Raw genomic sequence first — 17051 nt, forward strand, 5'->3', positions numbered from 1 at the left:
CTTCTGCATACTCCGTCGACATGCGGGCTGTACCATCGTGCCATGAGCAAACCACCCAGCAAGCGCGGCACTGGCCGCGGCAAGAAGACATCATCCGGCAAGCCGGGCAGCCCGGGCTCCGCAGCCAAGGGCCCGCGCGGCGCAAAACCTGCCGGCAGCGGCAAGCGACCAGGTGCTGTCAATACCGGACCCAAGCGTCCGGGCTGGTTGCCGGATCCTGGCCTGGCCCGCGCGATGCGTCCCTCGGTGCCGGTGCGTACGCAGTCCGATGGCCATGACCCGCACGCCGAACGCGAGGCCCAGCGCTACGCACAGCCCATCGCCAGTCGCGAGATGATCCTGCAGGTATTGGCCGAGCATGACGGACCAATGGATGCCGAAGGCTTGTCGCGCAAGCTGGCACTGACCGAGCCTGATCGTTTCGAGGCACTGGAAAAGCGCTTGCAGGCGATGTTGCGCGATGGTCAGTTGCTGCAGAACCGCCGGGGTGGCTTCGTGCCTGTTGAACGCGCCGACCTGATTCCGGGCACGGTGATTGCCAATCCGAACGGCTTTGGTTTCCTGCGCCCGGATACAGGCGCAGGCGACGACCTGTTCCTGGCGCCCAACGAAATGCGCAAGGTCACCCACGGCGACCGCGTACTGGCCAGCGTCACCGGCGTGGATCGCCAGGGGCGCCGCGAAGGCGCGATCGTCGAGGTGCTTGAGCGCCGTCTCAACCGCTTGCTTGGCCGCTACACCGAAGATGCCGGCATCGCCTATGTGGTGCCGGATGACAAACGCATCCAGCGCAACGTGATGATCCCGCAAGACGCGCGCAACGACGCGAAACACGGGCAACTGGTAGTAGTCGAGATCACCCAGGCGCAAGACCAGCATCGTCCGCCGATTGGCAAGGTGCTGGCCGTGCTTGGCGACAAGCTGACCGCGTCGCTGGCAGTGGAAGCGGCGATCCACGGCCACGAGATCCCGAACGAATTTTCTCCGGAAGTGCTGGCGCAGGCCGCCGCAGTCCCACTCGAGGTGCAGCAGTCCGACATCCAGAAGCGACTGGACCTGCGCGGCCTGCCACTGGTCACGATCGATGGCGAAGATGCCAAGGATTTCGACGACGCGGTCTGGTGCGAGCCGAATGCGGACGGCTTCCGCCTGATCGTGGCGATCGCCGATGTCTCGCATTACGTGCTGCCGGGTACGCCACTGGACGATGAAGCCCAGCTGCGCGCGACGTCAGTGTATTTTCCAGGCTTCGTGGTGCCGATGCTGCCGGAGACACTCAGCAACGGTATCTGCTCGCTGATGCCGAAGGTCGACCGGCTGTGCTTCGCGTGTGATATGCAGGTCGGCCGCGATGGCGTGGTCAGCGGCGCAAGCTTCCACGAAGCGGTAATGTTTTCGCACAAGCGCCTGACCTATACCGATGTCTGGAACGTGATCGGCGAGGGCATTCCCGAGGACGACCACGCCGCTGCGCTGGCCAAGGTTGGCGACCAGCTGCCGCAGATCAAGAGCCTGCATCAGCTTTTCAGGGTGCTGGATCGCGCGCGGGCGAAGCGCGGCGCGATCGAGTTCGAGAGCAGCGAAGTACGCTTCATGCTGGATGCCAAGGGCGCGGTCAGTCAGGCCGGCATGATCCAGCGCAACGACGCACACAAGCTGATCGAGGAATGCATGATCGCGGCCAACGTGCAGGCCGCGCTATACCTGCTGGAAAAACACATCCCGGCGCCGTACCGCGACCACGACAGGCCGCCGGAATCCAAGTACGCCGACCTCGGTGAATTCCTCAAGGAATTCCAGTTGCGGATGCCGCCATGGGCGAAAGTGCGGCCGATGGATTTCCGCAATCTTCTGGAAAAAATTCGCGACCGCCCGGACGCGACCTTGCTGGAATCGGTGATTTTGCGCAGCCAGGCGATGGCGGTGTATTCACCCGAGAACATCGGCCATTTCGGGCTGGCGCTGGAGGCCTATGCGCACTTCACCTCTCCGATCCGTCGCTATCCCGACCTTCTGGTGCATCGCGCGATCAAATATGCGCTGACCGACGGCAAGCCTGAGACCTACGAATATTCGCCACACCGCATGGCCAGCCTGTCGCTGCAGTGTTCGGAACGCTCGCGCAGGGCCGACGACGCCCAGCGCGAAGTCGACGACCGCTATCGCGCGGCATGGATGGAAACCCACGTCGGCGAGGAATTCGATGGCACCATCAGTGGCGTGACCAGCTTCGGCCTGTTCGTCGAACTCGACGATTCCAAGGTCAATGGTCTGGTCCACGTGACCCAGCTGTCCAATGATTTCTACCACTTCGATGCGGTGCGCAAGACGCTTACCGGCGAACGTCGCGGACGCGAGTACCGCCTTGGTGATCGTGTGCGCGTGGTGGTGCTGAAAGCCAGCGTCGAAGATCGCAAGATCGACTTCCGTCTGGTCGACGAGGGCGTCAGCGGCGCCAAGCCGCTGCCGGAGCGCGGCAAGCCGGCGAAGCGGAAAAAGAAGAAGTATTGAGGTGTTGCTCTCGTAGGAGCGCCCTTCAGGGCGCGAAAACATCGATGCGAATGGCGGTTCACGCCCAGATGGGCGCTCCTACAAGGGTGCGATCACATCGTTGCGGAAGGCGGATCGCGCCCTGAAGGGCGCTCCTGCAGGGCGAGGTGTTCATGCGCATTTCCGGCACAATAGCGCCATGAACAAAGCCGCCCAATGGATCGTCGGACTCAACGCCGTGGCCTCCGCCGTGGAGCACGACGCCGACAACGTCCGCGAAATCCTGCTTGAAGCCGGCGGCAAGAACTCGCGTATCACCGACCTTGAGCAACAGGCGCGACGCATGGGCATCGAGGTGCGTCGGGTCGCCCAGAATGCGCTGGACGGCGTGGCCGGTGGCCTGCGCCACCAGGGCGCGGTCGCGCGCTATGCCGCGGCCAGGACCTGGGATGAGCACGACCTGCCCGAACTGATCGAAGCCGCCGAAGGCAAGGCGCTGGTGCTGGTGCTGGACGGCGTGCAGGATCCGCATAACCTTGGCGCCTGCCTGCGCAGCGCAGCGGCGGCGGGCGTGACCGCAGTGGTGTTCCCGAAGGACAAGGCGGTGCAGCTCAATGCCACAGTGCGCAAGACCTCGGCCGGTGCCGCGGACACGATACCGGTGTTCAGTGTCACCAATCTCTCACGCACCCTGCGTGACCTGCAGAAGATCGGTGTGTGGATTTATGGGCTGGCCGGCGATGCCGAAGCGTCACTTTATGCAATCGACTTGAAAGGTAACGTGGCGCTGGTGTTAGGCAGCGAAGGCGACGGCCTGCGACGGCTTACGCGCGAGAACTGCGACCAACTGGTCAAGATCCCGATGCCGGGTGATTTCGAGAGCCTGAATGTGTCGGTTGCCACTGGCGTGGCGCTGTTCGAAGCCGTGCGTCAGCGGCAAGCCTGAGGAGGGCGCGGGAATGGCATGGGAACTCGCGTGGTACGACTTGGTGGGCTTGCTGGGAACAGTGATCATCCTGCTTGGATATTTCCTGCTGCAGGCAGGTCGTCTGGCGGGCACGGGTTTGATCTATCAGTTGATCAATCTGTTCGGCGCTGCTGGCATCCTGGTGTCGCTGACTGGCAAGTTCAATTTGCCGGTATTCCTGCTCGAAGCTGCCTGGATGGTCGTGAGCATTTACGGCATTGCTCGCTCGCTCAGGCTGAAGCGGGATGCGGCGGCTATGCGTTTGTAGGAGCAACTGTCTTCGCCGTTTGCGGCGCGATCCATATCGCGCCCGAACGGGCGCTCCTACGGAGAGCAGGATTCCAGCGTAGGAGCGCCTTTCAAGGCGCAATGATTCCCCCACGATACTGTGATCGCGCCCTGAAAGGCGCTTCTACGCAGTGGGTGCCATCGGCACAGGCCAAGCATTGGCGATGATGCAGAACAGCTTGGCCGTCTGCAACGCGTCGTATATCGCTGAATGCGCTTCGCGCTGATCCCAGTCAAGGCCTGCGGTGTGTATCGCACGTGCCAATACTGTTTGCCCGTAGGCCATGCCGGCCATGGTCACCGTGTCGAATACCGAAAACGGATGGAACGGATTGCGTTTGTGCGCGACCCGTGCAACCGCGGCATTGACGAAGTTGAGGTCGAAGTGCGCGTTGTGGCCGACCAGGATCGCGCGCTGGCAGCCGTGTCGCTTGGCCGCTGCACGCACCGGGGTGAACACCGCATCCAGTCCTTCGCGCTCGGGCAGTGCCCCGCGTAACGGGTTGTCGACCTGGATACCTGTGATCTCCAGCGACTTGGGATCGATCGTGGTGCCGGGTGCGGGTTGGATATGCGCACTGCACACCTCGCCGGGAATGTAGCGACCGTTGGCATCGAGTTCGATCGGCACCGCCGCGATTTCAAGCAGCGCATTGCGGTTCCAGTCGAAACCGCCGGTTTCCACGTCCACCACCACTGGCAGGTAGCCACGGAAACGCTCGGCCATAGGCTTGAAAGTGGGTGGTACGAAGGCGGGCGCGATGTCGAAAATGTCAGGCATCGTGACAGCCTAGCAGAGCAGCCTCACGACTCGAGCTGCTGCTGATCGATTTGCGCAGCGTCCATGCTGCGCGCTCATTCGCAATCAGTGGTGAGGCTTGCCGGCTTCCTGCTGCACTGTATGCGCGGCTTCAGGCTCCGCCTTCATCGCCGCATGGTGGGCGTCCATTTCGGCCTGGGTGATGAAGCCATCGCCATTGCTGTCATGGGCGGCGAATTCATCGGTCTTGCCACCGTGGGCGGCGGCGAATTCACTGCGCGAGAGACGCCCGTCCTTGTCGGTGTCCATGTCGGCCATGGTGTGGGGCTGGGCCTGCTTGTCCAGCTCCATGGTCATGGTCATGGGCTTGTGCATTCGCTTGCCGGTGGCAATGCCGGAAACCGCTTCGCGGGCTGCTGGCGTCGCGTCCTGGCTTGCCTTGGAAAGAGCAGCATTCTGGGCGGCAGTGGAACCGCAGGCGAGGCAGGTAGCGACGAACATGGCGGTCAGGATCGGGGATGCGAAACGCTTCGAATTTGACATCAGGTCACCCATGGTGGATGCGCCGGTCGGCGCGACTCCACCATCCTAGCGCGCCGCTCGCCCCGTTCAAATATGCAGTGCGGGCATCAATCCGCGGTTCAGACCGTCTTCAAATCACGGACGTGTTGGTTTCGTCGCGTTTGTCGCGCGGCGGCATAAGTTCCTCGCCATGCAGGAGGAACCAGATGTTCTCCGCGATATTCGTGGCGTGGTCGCCGATCCGCTCCAGGTTCTTGGCCATGAACAGCAGGTGCGTGCATGGGGTGATCGCGCGTGCGTCCTCCATCATGTAGGTCAGCAGCTCGCGGAACAGGCCGGTGTAGTGCGTGTCCAGTTCGGCATCGCGCGCTCGCACCCGCAGCGCGGCCTCGCCATCACGGTTGACGTAGGCCTCCAGCACGTCGCGCACCTGGCGCACTGCCATCCGGCCAAGCGCGTCCAGCCCGCGGGTATGCGGCAGCGGCGGTGATTGATTCAGTGCCATCGAGCGCTTGGCGATGTTGGCTGCGTAATCGCCGATGCGTTCGATGTCCGAGGCCACTCGCAGGGCGGCCAGGATCATGCGCAAGTCGCCAGCCAGCGGACCGCGCCGGATCAGGTGGATCACGTCATGGTTGACCTGCTGTTCAAGTGCATCGATCGCCTCATCGTTGCCGATCACGCGCTCGGCGGCCTTGTCGTCGCGGCGCTCGACTACGTCCAGTGCGGCTTCAAGCTGCGCCGCCGACATCTGGCCCATGCGGATCAGCTCGTCCATCAAGCCTTGCTGCTCCTGGTCGTAGCTCTTGACGATGTGGTTGTTCTCGTTCATCAGCCGAAGCGTCCTGTGATGTAGTCCTCGGTCTGTTGCTTGCCGGGGTTGGAGAAGATATGGTCGGTGGCGCCGTGCTCGACCATGTCGCCCAGATACATGAAGGCGGTGAAGTCGGACACGCGCGCGGCTTGCTGCATGTTGTGGGTGACGATCATGATCGTGAAGGACTGCTTGAGTTCCTCCACCAATTGCTCGATGCGGCTGGTGGAGATCGGGTCGAGCGCCGAGGTTGGTTCGTCCAGCAGCAGCACGTCGGGCCGAAGCGCGATCGCGCGGGCGATGCACAGGCGTTGTTGCTGGCCGCCGGACAGCCCCAGGCCACTGGTCTTCAGCTTGTCCTTGACCTCATCCCACAACGCCGACTGGCGCAGCGCTTCTTCCACTCGTACGTCCATCTCCGCCTTGCCAAGGCGCTCATGGTGGCGGATGCCGTAGGCGACGTTTTCGTAGATCGTCATCGGGAATGGCACCGGCTTCTGGAACACCATGCCGACCTTGCTTCGCAACCGGTTCATCGGGTATCTGGGATCGAGGATGTTTTCCCCGTCCAGCAGGACATCGCCTTTGGCTTCCTGCTTCGGGTACAGCGCGTAAATGCGGTTGAACACGCGCAGGAGTGTCGACTTGCCGCAGCCAGACGGGCCGATCAGCGCGGTGACACGCTTCTCCGGGATGTCCAGGTTGATGTCCTTCACCGCAAGGAATTTGTCGTACCAGAAGTTCAGGTTGCGCGCGGCGATCTTCACCGGTGGCGCGGCAGCCACGATGGTGTCGCGCATCGGTGTACCAACGGTGAAGCGAGCATCGTTCATCGACAGAATCCGCGAAAAGTCAGTCATGGGTAATCTTGTTGCGTAGCAGAATGGCACGAGCGGCCAGGCTGATGGCGAGCACGAACAGGGTGACCAGCAATGCGCCGGACCAGGCCAGTTGTTCCCAGTTCTCGTAACCGCTGCCGGCGAACTTGTATATCACCAGCGGCAGCGCGCTCATCGCGCCGGTAGGGTCCAGGCTGAAGAATTCGTTGCCGAATGCGGTGAACAGCAGTGGCGCGGTTTCGCCGCTGATCCGAGCGATCGCAAGCAGGATGCCGGTGATGATTCCGGGCAGGGCGGAGCGGTAGAGCACCTGCATCGTCACTTTCCACTGCGGCACGCCAAGTGACAGCGCGGCTTCGCGCATCTGCACCGGCACCAGTCGCAGCATTTCGTCCGTGGTGCGCACGACGACCGGGAGCACGATGAAGGCCAGCGCCAGCGCGCCGCCAAATGCCGAAAAGTTGCCGCCGGTCTGCATGATGAAAGCCGCATATACGAACAGGCCCAGCACGATGGAAGGCGCCGACAACAGGATGTCGTTGACGAAACGCACCGTGGTTCCCAGCTTGCCGTGCTGGCCGTATTCGGCCAGCCAAGTGCCGGCAGCAATACCCAGTGGCGCACCGACCAGCACGCCCATGCCGCACATCATCAGGCTACCTACGATCGCGTTGCGCAAGCCGCCGGCTTCCAGCGGCGGCGGCTGGTCCTGGGTCAACAGCGCCAGGTTCAGATGCGCCAATCCCTTGGCCAGCAATGTCCACAGGATCCAGCCGAGAAAGGCCAGGCCAAACAGTGCGGCGGCACAGGCCATCACGATTGCCACGGCATTGGTGATGCGGCGTCGACGATAGAGTCCCGCGTTATCGCGTCGGGCAACGGGCGTGATCGCAGCGCTCATCAATTGCCTTCCTTGCGCGCCAGGTTGTTGAGCATCAACCGAGCCAATGCCAGCACGATGAACGTCACGATGAACAGCACGAAGCCAAGCAGCAGAAGGGCTGCGCGATATTCCTCGGTGGCCTCGCCAAAATCGTTGGCGATCAATGCGGCAATGGTGGTTGACGGTTCCAGCAGCGATGCGGTGAAGTTCACGCTGTTGCCGATCACGAAGGTGACCGCCATGGTCTCGCCCAGCGCGCGGCCGAGGCCCAGGAACACGCCACCGATCACCGCCGACCGCGTGTACGGCAGCATGATGTCCCAGCTCACTTCCCACTTTGTCGCGCCCAGCGCGTACGCAGATTCCTTCAGGCGTGCTGGCACGGTCATGAACACCTCGCGCATCACCGAGGCGATGAACGGAATCACCATGATCGATAGCACGATGCCGGACGTCAGCATGCCGGCGCCGATCGGCGGGCCGCGGAACAGGGCGCCGATGACTGGCAGCGGGCCCACGTGTTCGTCCAGCCACGGGATCAGTGACTCGCGCATCACCGGCATCAGCACGAAGAAGCCCCACATGCCATAGATAATCGACGGGATGCCGGCCAGCAGTTCGATGGCGGTGCCGACCGGCGCGCGCATCCAGCGCGGTGCCACTTCGGTGAGGAAGAACGCGATGCCGAAACTCACCGGCACCGCAATCAGCATCGCGATGAAGGCGGTGACGACCGTGCCGTAGATCGGGACCAGCGCGCCGTACTTGTTTTCGACCGGATTCCAGTCGGTGGAGAAGAAGAAGTTCAGGCCTTCGCTGGCGAGCACGCTGCGGCCGCCCCACAACATCGACAGGGCGGCCCCGGCCAGGCTGATCAGTACGAACAATGCGGCGGCAGTGAGCAGCCAGCGGAATCGCGCGTCGTTACGCGTGTCCTTGCTGTCACGTGGCGAAATTGAAACGACTGCAGCATTCATGCGTGCGCGTGGCCTTCGGTCGGTGTGATCGATCGTTGCTTACTTGAGTTGCGCGGCCCAGTACGCTTCGATCTGCGTGACGAGTTCGGCCGGCAACGGCACGTAGTCCAGTGACTTGGCCTGTTCGGTGCCACTGGCGTACGCCCAGCGGAAGAAGTCCAGTGCGGCGCGTGCGGCGGCGGCATCGCGCGGCTGCTTGCGCATCAGGATGAAATTGGTGGCGGTGATCGGCCATGCCTGTGCGCCTGGTGCATTGGTGATCACCAGACTGAAGTCCTTGGCATTCACCCAGTCGGCGCTGGCAGCGGCCGCGGCGAACGATTCGGCATTCGGCTGCATCCAGTTGCCCGCGGCGTTCTGCATCGATGCATAAGCCATCTTGTTCTGCAGCGCATAAGACAGTTCGACATAACCGATCGAACCCTTGAGCTGCTGGACGTATGAGGCCACGCCCTCGTTGCCCTTGCCGCCGACCGTGCTGCCGGCCCAGTTCACGCTGGTGCCTTCACCGATGCCGTCATTCCATGCCGGGCTGACCTTGGACAGGTAGTTGGTGAAATTGAAGGTCGTACCCGAGCCATCCGAGCGGCGCACCACATGGATCTTGTCCGCCGGCAAGGCTACGCCCGGATTCAAGGTGGCGATCGCGGCGTCGTTCCACGTCGTGACCTTGCCCAGGTAGATGTCGGCCAGCAGCGCGCCGGTCAGCCGCAGCGTGCCGGCTTGAATCCCGGGCAGGTTGATCACCGGGACTACGCCGCCAATCGTCGAGGGGAACTGCACCAGGCTGTCCTGCGCTAGCTCTTCCGGTGGTAGCGGTTTGTCGGACGAACCGAAATCAACCGTGCCGGCCTTGATCTGGGCGATGCCTCCGCCAGAGCCGATCGACTGATAGTTGACCTTGTTGCCGGTGGCGGCCGCATAGTCGGCGGACCATTTGGACATCAATGGGTACACGAAGCTGGCGCCGGCGCCGGTGATCTGCGCGGCGACCTTGTTGCCGGACTCGGCGGCTGCGGTGGTGCCCGCCGAGTTGCCGGTGGCGGGCGTGTTCTCATTCTTGCAGGCGCTCAAAGAGGTGATCAGGCACAGGCCCAAGGCGGCGATACGGGGAAGATTGCGGTTCATTGAGGACTCCTGGCGCGCGCAGTGCGCGACGCATTGATGAGGTTCCGCCATGAAATGATGATTTTGTGACAACCCGATGACATGGCGCAGTATTTCTGCGAATGCGTGCCAGCAAAAAAAGCGGGCCCGAAGGCCCGCATCAAAATTCACCCTGGTCAGGGCTGGTACTCGGGGTTCTTACCTGGAGGCTTACTTGAGCGTCTTCGCCCAGTAACCCTCGATCTGCTTAACCAGCGAGTCGGGCAGGGGCACATATCCGAGCGAGGCGGCAGCGCCATCGCCGTTCGCGTATACCCAGCGGAAGAATTCGAGAGCGGCCTTGGTGCCGGGCTTGCCGTTCTTGTGGACCAGCATGAAGTTGGTCGCAGTGATCGGCCAGGCGTTCTTGCCCGGTGCGTTGGTGATGATCAGGTAGAAGTCCTTGGCGGACGCCCAGTCGGCGCTGGAGGCAGCCTCGGCGAACGAGTCGTCGCTCGGGTTGACGTAGTTGCCGGAGGCATTCTTCAGGCGCGAATACGCCACCTTGTTCTGCAGCGCATAGGCCAGTTCGACGTAACCAATGCTGCCCTTGATCTGCTTGACGTAAGCAGACACACCCTCGTTGCCCTTGCCGCCGATCCCGACTGGCCACTTGACTGCAGTGCCTTCGCCGACCTTGACCTTCCACTCCGGGCTGACCTTGGACAGGTAATTGGTGAAGTTGAAGCTGGTGCCCGAGCCGTCAGAACGATGCACGACGGTGATCTTCTGCTCTGGCAGGTTGAGGCTGCGGTTGATCGCGACGATCCGCGGATCGTTCCACATCGTGATGTTGCCGAGGAAGATGTCCGCCAGCACATCCGGATCCATCTTCATCGAGCCGGCAGCGATGCCAGGCAGGTTGAAAGCGGGGACAATGCCGCCGATCACCGACGGGAACTGGGCCAGGCCCGATCGGCTCAGCTCTTCCGGCGGAAGCGGCTTGTCTGAGGAGCCGAAATCCACCGTGCCGGCCTTGATCTGGGCAATGCCGCCGCCGGAACCGATCGACTGGTAATTGACTTCCTTGCCGGTGGCCGCCTTGTAGTCCGACGACCACTTGGACATCGCCGGATACACGAAGGATGCGCCAGCGCCGGTGACGTCGGACGCGAATGCATTGGCGGCAAAACTCGTCGCCAGCGCGAGCGCGGCAACGCGGAACTTGAGGGACTTGAACACGGGTGGACTCCTGGATGCTGAAGCGACGGGACCGACCCGTCTCGCAGCGCATTGCACAGTGATTCAATGACGTTTCCGCGTCCTTCGAGTGACACTTTGATGACATCACCGCACGTGCTTGCGTGATCTCGCGGATTCGCTTCGAGCCGAGCGAGCGCAACCACGAGTTAAGAAAACGTCAATACGGACATAAAACTGAAATCTATAACAGGTCAAATGTCGATCTGACATGTAGGGCTCGACTAGCGAGCGCGCAACCGTCATCAACAAACACCGTCCAATTTCAAGGAGTCGTGCCATGCGCCCCACCCATTTGGCTACCGCGATCGCGCTGGTAGTCGGCAGCCTCAGCTTCAATGCGGCCGCCCAGAGTGCCCCGAGTGCCCAGGACATCGCCGGGCTGAAGGCGCAGATCGCCGCGTTGCAGGTGCAGGTCGAGAACCTGGAAGAGCGCACCAATGCGCAGTCGGACGTCAACGTGGCCCAGGCCAAGACCAATGAGGCGCTCGATGACGTCGCCTCTTTGAAGAAACTCGTCAACGACACCAAGCTCAGCGGCCGTATGTATTTTGACGGCACCAACATCAACGACACCAATAACGGCAGCAAGACCGCCAAGTCCGGTTTTGGCTTCGATATCAAGCGCTTCTACCTCGGCGTCGACCACACGTTCAACGACAAATGGTCGATGAACCTGACTACGGACTTCCAGTACTCGTCGGCGATCTCCTCAACCGAGCTGTACATCAAGAAGGCCTACGTGCAGTACAAGTACAGCGACGCGTTCGTGGCGCGCGCCGGTTCGACAGATCTGCCCTGGGTGCCGTTCTCAGAGGGTGCCAATGGCATGCGTTATGTCGAGAACACCATGGTCGACCGCCTGAAGTACGGCACCTCGGCCGACTGGGGCCTGCACGCCAGCGGCAAGCTGGCCGGTGGTGCATTCGAGTACGCCGGCGCTATGCTCAACGGGGCGGGCTACAAGAATCCAAGCCGCAGCAAGGGCGTGGACTTCGAGGGCCGCGTGAGCTACGCCCCGACCGAGAACATCGTGGTTGGCGTGGGTGCGTATACCGGCACGCTGGGCAAGGAAACACAGACGGTCAATGCGTTGCACACTGCCAACCGCGTGGACTTCCTGGCGGCTTATACGTCCGGAAATACCCGGTTCGGCGTCGAATACTTCCAGGCCAACAACTGGAACAACGTGCTGACAGCGGCGTCCGACAAGGCCGCTGGCTACTCGTTGTGGGGCAGCGTGGGCCTGACCAATGGCGGCATCACCCTGTTTGGTCGCTATGACAATGCAGACCTGAGCAAGGCGTTGGATCCGAGCCTGCGGGAGAGCTACTTCAACCTCGGCGTCGAGTTCCCGATCATCAAGGGCGTCAAGCTGGCGACTGTCTACAAGCAGACCCACCGCCAGAACAACACCAGCATCAACCTTGAAGCCAAGGAACTCGGCGTCTGGGGCGAATTCCGCTTCTGATCGTGACGCCCATCAACATGTGAGCTGGCGGCGGACTTCGGTCCGCCGCTTCTGCATGTGTCATTCGATGGCTTTGTCCGGCCAGCGGCACAGGTCGCGAATCGGGCAGGGCCCGCACAGCGGTGAACGCGCCTTGCACACGTAGCGCCCGTGCAGGATCAGCCAGTGATGTGCGTCGAGCAGGAATTCGTCTGGCACGAATTTGACCAGCTTGTCTTCGACCGCGCGCACGCTTTTGCCGGGCGCCAGCCCGGTGCGGTTGGCGACGCGGAAGATATGCGTGTCGACGGCCATCGTTGGTTCGCCGAAGGCAGTGTTGAGCACGACATTCGCGGTCTTGCGGCCCACGCCGGGCAACGCTTCCAGTGCCTCGCGGGTGCGCGGTACTTCACCCTCGTGATGCTCCAGCAGCAACCGGCACATCGCGATCACGTTGGCAGCCTTCGCGTTGTATAGACCAATACTATTGATGTAGCGCTTCAGCCCGTCTTCGCCGAGCGCGAGGATCGTCTTTGGTGTATTGGCAACCGGATACAGCCGGCGCGTGGCCTTGTTGACGCCGACATCGGTGGCCTGCGCCGACAGGATCACCGCCACCAGCAACTCGAACGATGAGTTGTAGAGCAGTTCGGTGACTGGTTTCGGATTCAGTTCGCGCAGCCGCGTGAACAGTTCGGTGATTTCCTCGCGGGTCAGTTTGCTGCCGCGCACGGGGCGTCGCATCGCACCAATCCTTGGTTCATCCATCGTGTCACTCATCGCGGCGTGCGCGCCTTGGCCAGCGCGCGCGCCAGCACATCCGCGGCAGCCGCGGGCAGGGCAGGAGTTTGCGTCGGCAAGGCCTTGGGCACGCGTGCTGCTTCACGTTCGGCCTTGCGTCGACGCAGGCGTGCATCGCGCGCACGATGGCGATCACGTGCGGCAAGCGCAGTCAGCTGGGCATCGCGCGCAGCGGCAAGCAGCGCATTGCAGCGCGGCTCACAAGTCACGCAGGCGGGTGCATCCAGCAACCCAGCAGTCAGCGCTGCATCGAAGTCGTCCACCGCAAGCAACTCCAGCACGGCATGCGCCCGCATCCCGTCTGCCGAAGAACAGATGCAATGCGGGCAGCTGGAGGTCATTGCCAGCGGCTCAGCGCCCGTTGAATGCAGGCTTGCGCTTCTCGAGGAACGCCGAAGTACCTTCGCGCATGTCGTCGGTCGCGAACACCAGGCCGAACTGCGCCGATTCGTATTCCAGGCCTTCCTCGATCGCGCATTCCCCTCCGATGTTCACGCAGTCCAGCATGCCGCGCAGGGCCAGCGGCGCAGCATTGGCCAGTTGCGCGGCAAGCTTCATGGTGTCCGATTCAAGTTCGGCGGTCGGCACCACGCGATTGACGATTCCCAACTGCAGGGCGCGCTCGGCGGTTATCGGGGCGCCCGTGAGGCACAGTTCCAGCGTCGCGGCGCGTCCGGCCAGGCGCAGCAGGCGCTGGGTGCCACCGAAGCCGGGGATCAATCCCAGGTTGATTTCCGGCTGACCCATCTTGGCGGTGTCGGCAGCAATGCGCAGGTGGCAGCACATCGCCAGTTCCAGGCCGCCGCCGAAGGCGTAGCCATTGACCATCGCGATGACCGGCTTGGTGAGTTTTTCCACCCGACGCATCATCCGGGTGCCGCGCAGGGAGAAATCGCGGCCTTGCACGGGTGTCAGTGTGTTCATTTCCGAAATGTCGGCGCCGGCCACGAATGCCTTCGGTCCGCTGCCGGTGAGCACCACCACGCGCACGCTGGGATCAAAGCCGGCATCGGCGAAGGCAGCATCCAGCGCATCGATGGTCGCGGCATTCAACGCGTTCAGCTTGTCGGGGCGGTTCACATGGATGGTGCGCACAGCATTGGCATCGTCAATCAGCAGCAGGGGCTCGTTCGTCGTCATGGGGCCTCGTTGAAACAAGTTGCAGGAAAGGGTTGGCTGGCTGGAACTTCCGGGCCCGGGAGGTGTCCGAAGACTGCCTCAGTGGCGGTTAAGCCCTGTGGCCGTTATCCTAGCGTGTCATCCATGGCCAGTACGGGTCGATGGCATGAAGCACCGCGACGGCCTGGCCGGCGCGGCACCAAGGGCGGCGCTGCCGCCCCTAATTTTGATGCTGATGCGAGGTTTGAATGAAGTTGCGCGTGCTCTCCGCCACCCTGTTGGCCCTGACCCTGACCGCCGGCATCGCTTCGGCACAAACCAAGCCTGCAGCCAAGCCGGCTACTGCCAGACCCGCTGCGGCTTCAACCGCAACCGCCCTGCAGGCAGTCGACAAAACCCATGCCAGCTATGCGTTTGGCTGGACGCTGGGCTCCGACCTTGTGAGCTCGGGTGAGCCGGTCGATCTCGCGGCGGCGATTCGCGGCCTGCAGGATGCCTACGCGAAGAAAGATCCCGCCTATACCCAGGAGCAGTTGGGCCAGGCTTACAGCGGTTTCCAGGCGCATGTGCAGCAGAAGCGCGAGGAGGCTTTCCGCAAGGCACTGGCCGACAACCAGGCCCAGTCTGCGGATTTCGTCGCCAAATTCAAGACGCAGCAGGGCGTGGTCACCCTGCCCAGCGGCATCATGTATCGCGTCGCCAAGGCCGGTACGGGCGCCAAGGTCACCCAGAACAGCGAGGTCCAGATTGCCCTGCGCAGCTTCCTCGCTGCGGTTGGCGTGCCATTGAGCGGTGTGGATACGCCGCCCGCGTTCAAGGTCTCCGATGCGCCGATCCCGGCACTGAAGGAAACCCTGACCTTGATGCAGCAGGGCGCTGTGTGGGAAGTGGTGGTGCCGCCGGGCAAGGGCGTGGGCCAGCAGAATCCCCAGCTTGCGCAGCAGGCGATCGCGATCCAGGTCGAGCTCGGCTCCGTCAAGTAAGCCAACGCTCGCAGTAATCGTTTATCCGATGCGCCGGCCCTGCCGGCGCATCGCACATCTAGGCATGGGTTTGTTCGAATGAGCCCAAGTCCGTAACCTGACCGCCATGACCGACCAGTACCGCGCAGTGCTCAGTCCGTGCATAGGCATCTGCAATATCGACGATGACGGCTTGTGCGCAGGCTGCCACCGGACCGGCGCGGAAATCGCGAATTGGCCGGTGATGAACGACAATGCCCGCCTGCGGATGATGGATGAGGTGCTGCCGCAGCGAGAAACGCAACGCGGGGCAGCGCGACACGGGAAGGGCTGATGGATGGCGAAATGCTCGCTGGGTGGTTGCGCCAGGCGGCGCGCCCTCTGGACGTGCCACCGGATGGCGTGGCGTGGAACCTGCATGAACTCGAAGGGTTGTTGCCCGCGGGTGAACCACGCGCCGCGGCCGTCCTGGTCGGGATCGTGGCGCATGAGCAGGCCCCGACTGTTCTGTTGACCCGCCGGCATGATGGCCTTCGTAATCATGCCGGCCAGGTCAGTTTCCCCGGTGGACGCATTGAGCTGGATGACGCCAGTCCAGCGGCAGCTGCACTGCGCGAGGCGCACGAAGAAGTGGGCCTGCAGCCGGCGCAGTTCACGCCGTTGGGCTACCTGGATCCGCTGCTGACGATCACCGGGTTCCGGGTCGTGCCCTTGATAGGCCTGATCGCCCCTGCTTTCGTGGCCGTGCCCGATCCCGAGGAGGTTGCCGAAGCCTTCGAAGTGTCGCTGGACCTGTTGCTGGATCCACGGCAGCTGGAAGAAAAGCAGTTGCAGTTCGGCGGACGGCTGCGTCACGTGCTCCAATACCGTTATGAGCAGCAACGGATCTGGGGCGTGACCGCCTCGATCCTGTTCAACCTCCGCGAACGCCTCGCGAACGCAACCCCAAGGAGGACATGATGACCGGATGGACAACCCTGGTGCAGGCCGAAACGCTTGCGATGGCGCTCAATCGCAACGACCTGGCGGTCGTTGACTGCCGCTATAGCCTGCTCGATCCGAATGCCGGCGAGAATACCTACCGGGCTTCACACCTGCCGGGCGCGACCTATGCGCACCTGGAGCGCGACCTGTCGGACATGACGCCGCCTGGCGACGGCCGGCACCCATGGCCATCAGCCACGCAATTGGCCAACAGGCTGTCGCGCTGGGGCATCGGGCCGACCACGCAGGTCATCGCTTACGACGACGGCGACGGCGCGATCGCCGCGCGCCTGTGGTTCCTGCTGCGCATGCTGGGCCACGAAAAAGTGGCGGTGCTCGATGGCGGTTGGGCGCGCTGGACTGCGCTCGGCTTGCCGGTCTCGTCGTCGCCACCCACGACTGCGGCGCAGTTTCGCGCGCAGTACGATGCCACGCAGCTGGCATTCGACAGCGTGCGCCTGTTCGACGCCGATGACGTGGAAGCCCACCTGCACACTGGCGGCATGCTGGTCGATGCGCGTTCCGCACCACGTTTCCGTGGCGAAGAGGAACCGCTGGACCGGGTCGCCGGCCATGTGCCGGGCGCGGTCAACCGCCCGTATGCGCAGAACCTGGTCGATGGCCGTTTCAAGTCGCCGATGCTGCTTGCCGAGGAGTTCCGTGCGCTACTCGGGTCGAATTCGCCCACCGATGTTGTTGCGATGTGCGGTTCAGGCGTCACTGCCTGCCACAACTTGCTGGCGATGGAGCGCGCCGGCTTGAAGGGCGCAGGTCTTTACACGGGATCATGGAGCGGCTGGATCAGCGATGTCTCGCGATCGGTCGCGACCGGCGCCTGAACAGGGAGGC

General features: G+C 62.9%; 19 protein-coding genes. 8 read left to right on the forward strand and 11 right to left on the reverse strand.

The window, feature by feature from the left end; translation table 11 throughout:
- The first annotated feature begins 234 nt into the window (after nt 1-234).
- The 3 genes from rnr to PSV05_RS06685 all read left to right on the forward strand — a co-directional run bounded on the left by rnr (nt 235) and on the right by PSV05_RS06685 (nt 3725).
- Entirely contained in the window at nt 235-2511 is a 2277-nt protein-coding gene (gene rnr, locus PSV05_RS06675; protein ID WP_300065360.1) for a ribonuclease R, read from the forward strand.
- 178 nt (nt 2512-2689) lie between these two features.
- Nucleotides 2690-3436 (forward strand): 23S rRNA (guanosine(2251)-2'-O)-methyltransferase RlmB, encoded by a 747-nt coding sequence (gene rlmB / locus PSV05_RS06680; RefSeq protein WP_300063387.1) that lies wholly within the window; start codon nt 2690-2692, stop codon nt 3434-3436.
- Nucleotides 3437-3449: 13 nt separating this feature from the next.
- Nucleotides 3450-3725 (forward strand): hypothetical protein, encoded by a 276-nt coding sequence (locus PSV05_RS06685; protein ID WP_300063390.1) that lies wholly within the window; start codon nt 3450-3452, stop codon nt 3723-3725.
- Nucleotides 3726-3869: 144 nt separating this feature from the next.
- Here PSV05_RS06685 and rnt read toward each other — a convergent pair whose 3' ends face one another.
- The 8 genes from rnt to pstS (PSV05_RS06725) form a co-directional block, all read right to left on the reverse strand.
- Nucleotides 3870-4526 carry a ribonuclease T gene (gene rnt / locus PSV05_RS06690; protein ID WP_300063393.1) on the reverse strand — a complete coding sequence of 219 codons (657 nt, stop codon included), beginning with the start codon at nt 4524-4526 and terminating at the stop codon, nt 3870-3872.
- 84 nt (nt 4527-4610) lie between these two features.
- Nucleotides 4611-5048 (reverse strand): EF-hand domain-containing protein, encoded by a 438-nt coding sequence (locus PSV05_RS06695; protein ID WP_300063396.1) that lies wholly within the window; start codon nt 5046-5048, stop codon nt 4611-4613.
- A 109-nt stretch (nt 5049-5157) separates the two neighbouring features.
- On the reverse strand, nt 5158-5859 hold the full coding sequence (gene phoU / locus PSV05_RS06700; protein ID WP_300063399.1) for a phosphate signaling complex protein PhoU: 702 nt from the start codon (nt 5857-5859) through the stop codon (nt 5158-5160).
- On the reverse strand, nt 5859-6641 hold the full coding sequence (pstB, locus tag PSV05_RS06705) for a phosphate ABC transporter ATP-binding protein PstB (RefSeq protein ID WP_300065362.1): 783 nt from the start codon (nt 6639-6641) through the stop codon (nt 5859-5861). The genes phoU and pstB overlap by 1 nt, the downstream gene beginning before the upstream one ends.
- Nucleotides 6642-6693: 52 nt before the next feature.
- Nucleotides 6694-7581, reverse strand: a complete 888-nt coding sequence (gene pstA / locus PSV05_RS06710) for a phosphate ABC transporter permease PstA (RefSeq protein WP_300063402.1) — start codon at nt 7579-7581, stop codon at nt 6694-6696.
- Complete coding sequence (gene pstC / locus PSV05_RS06715) at nt 7581-8540, reverse strand: phosphate ABC transporter permease subunit PstC (RefSeq protein WP_300063405.1); 960 nt, start codon at nt 8538-8540, stop codon at nt 7581-7583. Before pstC ends, pstA begins: the two co-directional genes overlap by 1 nt.
- 39 nt (nt 8541-8579) lie before the next feature.
- Nucleotides 8580-9668 (reverse strand): phosphate ABC transporter substrate-binding protein PstS, encoded by a 1089-nt coding sequence (pstS, locus tag PSV05_RS06720; RefSeq protein WP_300063408.1) that lies wholly within the window; start codon nt 9666-9668, stop codon nt 8580-8582.
- Nucleotides 9669-9857: 189 nt separating this feature from the next.
- Nucleotides 9858-10868: a phosphate ABC transporter substrate-binding protein PstS gene (gene pstS, locus PSV05_RS06725; RefSeq protein WP_300063411.1), complete on the reverse strand. Its 1011-nt coding sequence runs from the start codon at nt 10866-10868 to the stop codon at nt 9858-9860.
- Nucleotides 10869-11166: 298 nt separating this feature from the next.
- Here pstS (PSV05_RS06725) and PSV05_RS06730 point away from each other — a divergent pair, with 298 nt between their 5' ends.
- A complete protein-coding gene (locus PSV05_RS06730; RefSeq protein WP_300063413.1) occupies nt 11167-12357 on the forward strand; it encodes a porin in 1191 nt (396 codons plus the stop codon).
- Nucleotides 12358-12417: 60 nt separating this feature from the next.
- Here PSV05_RS06730 and nth read toward each other — a convergent pair whose 3' ends face one another.
- The 3 genes from nth to PSV05_RS06745 are packed head-to-tail and all read right to left on the reverse strand — an operon-like array spanning nt 12418 to nt 14277.
- Complete coding sequence (gene nth / locus PSV05_RS06735) at nt 12418-13080, reverse strand: endonuclease III (protein ID WP_300063416.1); 663 nt, start codon at nt 13078-13080, stop codon at nt 12418-12420.
- Between the two features lie 32 nt (nt 13081-13112).
- Entirely contained in the window at nt 13113-13433 is a 321-nt protein-coding gene (locus PSV05_RS06740) for a hypothetical protein (RefSeq protein WP_300063419.1), read from the reverse strand.
- A 55-nt stretch (nt 13434-13488) separates the two neighbouring features.
- A complete protein-coding gene (locus tag PSV05_RS06745; protein WP_300063422.1) occupies nt 13489-14277 on the reverse strand; it encodes an enoyl-CoA hydratase-related protein in 789 nt (262 codons plus the stop codon).
- A 227-nt stretch (nt 14278-14504) separates the two neighbouring features.
- Between PSV05_RS06745 and PSV05_RS06750 the strand changes: the two genes are divergently transcribed.
- The 4 genes from PSV05_RS06750 (at nt 14505) to PSV05_RS06765 (ending at nt 17041) form a co-directional block, all read left to right on the forward strand.
- Nucleotides 14505-15239, forward strand: coding sequence for an FKBP-type peptidyl-prolyl cis-trans isomerase N-terminal domain-containing protein (locus PSV05_RS06750; RefSeq protein WP_300063425.1), 735 nt, complete (start codon nt 14505-14507; stop codon nt 15237-15239).
- A 106-nt stretch (nt 15240-15345) separates the two neighbouring features.
- The gene (locus PSV05_RS06755; RefSeq protein ID WP_300063427.1) at nt 15346-15552 is read left to right on the forward strand and encodes a DUF1289 domain-containing protein; all 207 of its coding nucleotides are present in this window, start codon (nt 15346-15348) and stop codon (nt 15550-15552) included.
- Nucleotides 15552-16178 (forward strand): CoA pyrophosphatase, encoded by a 627-nt coding sequence (locus tag PSV05_RS06760; protein WP_300063429.1) that lies wholly within the window; start codon nt 15552-15554, stop codon nt 16176-16178. The genes PSV05_RS06755 and PSV05_RS06760 overlap by 1 nt, the downstream gene beginning before the upstream one ends.
- The gene (locus PSV05_RS06765; protein ID WP_300063432.1) at nt 16178-17041 is read left to right on the forward strand and encodes a sulfurtransferase; all 864 of its coding nucleotides are present in this window, start codon (nt 16178-16180) and stop codon (nt 17039-17041) included. The genes PSV05_RS06760 and PSV05_RS06765 overlap by 1 nt, the downstream gene beginning before the upstream one ends.
- The last annotated feature ends 10 nt before the right edge of the window (nt 17042-17051 follow it).

Source organism: Thermomonas sp. (assembly GCF_029945965.1).
Lineage (GTDB): Bacteria > Pseudomonadota > Gammaproteobacteria > Xanthomonadales > Xanthomonadaceae > Thermomonas.

Coding starts and splice junctions, on each gene's coding strand:
- PSV05_RS06695 (WP_300063396.1), bottom strand. CDS start 5,048: ATGTCAAATTCGAAGCGTTTCGCATCCCCGATCCTGACCGCCATGTTC.
- pstS (WP_300063408.1), bottom strand. CDS start 9,668: ATGAACCGCAATCTTCCCCGTATCGCCGCCTTGGGCCTGTGCCTGATC.
- PSV05_RS06730 (WP_300063413.1), top strand. CDS start 11,167: ATGCGCCCCACCCATTTGGCTACCGCGATCGCGCTGGTAGTCGGCAGC.
- PSV05_RS06740 (WP_300063419.1), bottom strand. CDS start 13,433: ATGCGGGCGCATGCCGTGCTGGAGTTGCTTGCGGTGGACGACTTCGAT.
- PSV05_RS06755 (WP_300063427.1), top strand. CDS start 15,346: ATGACCGACCAGTACCGCGCAGTGCTCAGTCCGTGCATAGGCATCTGC.
- PSV05_RS06685 (WP_300063390.1), top strand. CDS start 3,450: ATGGCATGGGAACTCGCGTGGTACGACTTGGTGGGCTTGCTGGGAACA.
- nth (WP_300063416.1), bottom strand. CDS start 13,080: ATGCGACGCCCCGTGCGCGGCAGCAAACTGACCCGCGAGGAAATCACC.
- PSV05_RS06750 (WP_300063425.1), top strand. CDS start 14,505: ATGAAGTTGCGCGTGCTCTCCGCCACCCTGTTGGCCCTGACCCTGACC.
- PSV05_RS06745 (WP_300063422.1), bottom strand. CDS start 14,277: ATGACGACGAACGAGCCCCTGCTGCTGATTGACGATGCCAATGCTGTG.
- pstA (WP_300063402.1), bottom strand. CDS start 7,581: ATGAGCGCTGCGATCACGCCCGTTGCCCGACGCGATAACGCGGGACTC.
- PSV05_RS06760 (WP_300063429.1), top strand. CDS start 15,552: ATGGATGGCGAAATGCTCGCTGGGTGGTTGCGCCAGGCGGCGCGCCCT.
- PSV05_RS06765 (WP_300063432.1), top strand. CDS start 16,178: ATGACCGGATGGACAACCCTGGTGCAGGCCGAAACGCTTGCGATGGCG.
- pstC (WP_300063405.1), bottom strand. CDS start 8,540: ATGAATGCTGCAGTCGTTTCAATTTCGCCACGTGACAGCAAGGACACG.
- rnr (WP_300065360.1), top strand. CDS start 235: ATGCGTCCCTCGGTGCCGGTGCGTACGCAGTCCGATGGCCATGACCCG.
- rnt (WP_300063393.1), bottom strand. CDS start 4,526: ATGCCTGACATTTTCGACATCGCGCCCGCCTTCGTACCACCCACTTTC.
- pstB (WP_300065362.1), bottom strand. CDS start 6,641: ATGCGCGACACCATCGTGGCTGCCGCGCCACCGGTGAAGATCGCCGCG.
- phoU (WP_300063399.1), bottom strand. CDS start 5,859: ATGAACGAGAACAACCACATCGTCAAGAGCTACGACCAGGAGCAGCAA.
- rlmB (WP_300063387.1), top strand. CDS start 2,690: ATGAACAAAGCCGCCCAATGGATCGTCGGACTCAACGCCGTGGCCTCC.